Genomic DNA, 2,995 nt, shown 5'->3' with positions numbered 1-2,995 from the left:
AGCAGAAGACGGCATACGAGATATGGCAGTGACTGGAGTTCAGACGTGTGCTCTTCCGATCTCATTTCGACATGGTCGGCGGTCGATTGACAGCGGCGGCGTTTCGATGGTGTCGAAGGGAAAGTCGATGTCGGCGTATCCGCTGTCGACAAGTCGGCGCTCGGCGGGCCAGTACGGACCCACTTCGTGCCAGTAATAATGTTTGAACCGATCCTGCAAGGCGGGGTCCGCCAGTCTCGGGACGCCGTAGCTGATCAGCGCGACCACCGATCCGCGGCGTCCCACGCGACGTACCTCGGCGTAGAATTTTGGCAAGTCGAACCAGTGCGCGGCCTGGGCTGCCGCGAAGAGGCTTGCACTGCCGTCGGCAAGCGGCAGGCTCTCCGCAGGAGCGCACAGATACTCGGTTCGTTCGTCGCGCACCGCATGGGCGAGCTGTTCGGCACTCGGATCGACCCCAATCACCTTCCGAAAATGGTCGGCGAGCTTCCGGGTCAATTGCCCGGACCCGCACCCGACATCGACCGCAACGTCCGTATCGGGCTCAATGCCGGCCAGAAATGTCGATATGGCCGCCGGATAATCGGGGCGGAATGTTGCGTAGGCACGCCCGCCCCGATCGAACCAGTTGGTAGCGGGCGCCCTATCGGTCATCTTCCGCCTCCCGCAAGCGCTCGGCGAAGCCCTTGCGTTCAAGGGCTTTGGCCGTATCCTGCAGTGCCTGGAGGAGAGGGAAGCCGACCTCATGCTCCAGCGTGCCGATCGCGCGGAAGATCACTTCCCAGTGCGGTTCGAGCTTGGCGAGCACGTATTTGCCCTTTTCGGTCAGGTGGATGCCGTTCTTTCGGCCGTCGTCGAGCGGGTGGTGCCCGATCAGGCCATCCGTCGACATTAGGCTGACCGACTGACTGATCGCACCTTGGGTGAGGTGGCTGAGCGCCACGATCTCCGTGACAGTTTCGGCGCCCGCTGCGAGCGCGCGCATCACCGGCGTGTAGCGCGCCCGATATTCGAGATCGAGCGCCCGATATCGTTCCTCGCCGCCCTGTTCCACCAGTTCGCCAACGTAACGCAGGAGTTCGCCCAGGCCGGGGGTTGTTTTTTTGGTCATGGCCATGCCATTACATTAGCACTAATGTTATTGCAACCAGAGAAGGATTTTCCGTATGGCCTACGATATCGAGACCGACAGCATTCTGTTTGCAAAGGGCGAGGCGTTCGACGTCTCGGCCATCGGGGCACAGCACAGGCCCTGGTGGAACAGGACGCTCTGCGAGGTCAACGAGAGCTGGGTGCGCCTTGGAGTAATGGAGGGTGACTTCCATTGGCACAAGCATGACGATACCGACGAGTTTTTCCTCGTCATGGAGGGCCACCTCGATATCGAACTGGAAGATCGCACAGTCAGCCTCAAGCCCGGGCAGGCATTCACAGTGCCACGCGGCGTTATGCACTTCCCGCACGCCAGGCAGCGGTCGGTCGTGCTGATGATGGAGAATGCAGGGGTATCCCCCACGGGAAGCTGACGGAAAGCAGAGCCTGCAAGCGATGCGAACGACCACGTGCGCACCACTTGATCGGGCTCCAGCAAAGGTCGGCGTTCGAGGAAGCGATGGAGCTCTGATCGACCGGGATGCGGCGCACAGTCGTTCATGAGGCGTGGCATGAACGGCTGGAGCGGGCTCGAAGGGTAATTTTGCGATCGCCGGACGAACTTCTGATCAAGGTCGACCCCGGCCACGCCTGAGAGGCGCAAAAGCCGTCGGTCCCCCTCCTCATCGCATTGAGGCGATTGAGCGGCTGCCGGAGATAGGTCAGCAAGGTTCTTTCAAGGGCACGATAGCGCCCAAAAAGGCAAATGCCGTGGCAATCGACAACGAAGATTGAGTGGCGATCCCGACAGGATTCGAACCTGTGACCCTCAGATTAGGAATCTGATGCTCTATCCTGCTGAGCTACGGGACCGATGAACCTCCTCATAACGTGATGAAGCCGCTTCGCCAAGATGAAATGGGCAGGGCGCGGCGGTGCGTGGTGCGGCTGCCCCGGTTGTCAGGCGGCCAGGGCTGTTTCGGCCAGCCGCACCCAATAGCTCACACCATGCGGGATGGCGTCGTCGTTGAAGTCGTAGGCGGTGTTGTGCAGCGCGGCACTGTCTCCATTGCCAATGAAGATGAAGGCGCCCGGGCGGGCCTCCAGCATGTAGGAGAAATCTTCGCCGCCCATGGTGGGCGTGATATCGGTGTCGACATTGGCCGCGCCCGCCACCTCGCTCGCCACGGCGCCGGCAAACGCCGTTTCTCCGGCATGGTTGAACGTCACCGGATAGTTGGCGTCGTACTCGACCTCGACCTCCGCGCCATGCGCCGCCGCCACGCCCGCGCAGATGGCGCGCATGCGGCTCTCGGCATCGGCGTTCACCGCCGTCTTCAGGGTGCGGACGGTGCCGGCCAGTTCCACCGAATCGGGAATGACGTTGAAGGCGTCGCCGGCATGGAACTTGGTGACCGAAACCACCACCGAATCGAGCGGATGCACATTGCGCGAGGCGATGCTTTGCAGCGCGGTGACGATCTGGCTTGCGGCGAGGATGGGGTCGACGACCGTGTGCGGCATCGCGGCATGGCCGCCTCGGCCCTTCACGGTGATCACGAATTCGGACGTTGCCGCCATGATCGGGCCGGGGCGCAGGGCGAACTGGCCGATCGGGAGGCCCGGCAGGTTGTGCATGCCGAAAACGCGTTCGATGGCGAAGCGCTCCATCATCCCGTCCTTCACCATCTCGTTGCCGCCACCGCCGCCTTCCTCGGCAGGCTGGAAGATCACGGCCACGCGGCCCTTGAAGTTGCGTGTTTCGCAAAGATATTTCGCCGCGCCGAGCAGCATGGCCGTATGCCCGTCATGGCCGCAGGCATGCATCTTGCCGGCCACGATCGAGGCCCAGGGCTTGCCCGTCATCTCCGTCATCGGCAGGGCATCCATGTCCGCGCGCAGC

Annotated in this window: 3 protein-coding genes and 1 tRNA gene; 1 reads left to right on the top strand and 3 read right to left on the bottom strand. The window is 62.5% G+C overall.

Annotated features, from left to right (window positions below; all coding sequences use genetic code 11):
* Positions 1 to 643 precede the first annotated feature (643 nt).
* Positions 644 to 1,111 carry a MarR family winged helix-turn-helix transcriptional regulator gene (locus QZ638_RS23055; protein ID WP_295815055.1) on the bottom strand — a complete coding sequence of 156 codons (468 nt, stop codon included), beginning with the start codon at positions 1,109 to 1,111 and terminating at the stop codon, positions 644 to 646.
* A 55-nt stretch (positions 1,112 to 1,166) separates the two neighbouring features.
* On the opposite strand from QZ638_RS23055, the gene QZ638_RS23050 reads away from it, so the two are divergent.
* Positions 1,167 to 1,526 (top strand): cupin domain-containing protein, encoded by a 360-nt coding sequence (locus tag QZ638_RS23050; protein ID WP_295815052.1) that lies wholly within the window; start codon positions 1,167 to 1,169, stop codon positions 1,524 to 1,526.
* A gap of 362 nt (positions 1,527 to 1,888) precedes the next feature.
* Here the strand turns inward: QZ638_RS23050 and QZ638_RS23045 are convergent.
* A tRNA-Arg gene (locus QZ638_RS23045) sits at positions 1,889 to 1,965 on the bottom strand.
* 87 nt (positions 1,966 to 2,052) lie between these two features.
* Positions 2,053 to 2,995 (bottom strand): amidohydrolase (locus QZ638_RS23040; protein WP_295815048.1); only part of this gene is annotated, 943 nt, incomplete at its 5' end.

This window comes from uncultured Nitratireductor sp., assembly GCF_913053745.1.
Lineage (GTDB): Bacteria > Pseudomonadota > Alphaproteobacteria > Rhizobiales > Rhizobiaceae > Nitratireductor.
Note: the sequence above shows the minus strand (reverse complement) of the source record. Positions and strands in the feature narration are given on the sequence as shown.

Excerpts from the sequence above, each read along its gene's own strand:
- QZ638_RS23055 (WP_295815055.1), bottom strand. The coding sequence starts at position 1,111 with ATGACCAAAAAAACAACCCCCGGCCTGGGCGAACTCCTGCGTTACGTT.
- QZ638_RS23050 (WP_295815052.1), top strand. The coding sequence starts at position 1,167 with ATGGCCTACGATATCGAGACCGACAGCATTCTGTTTGCAAAGGGCGAG.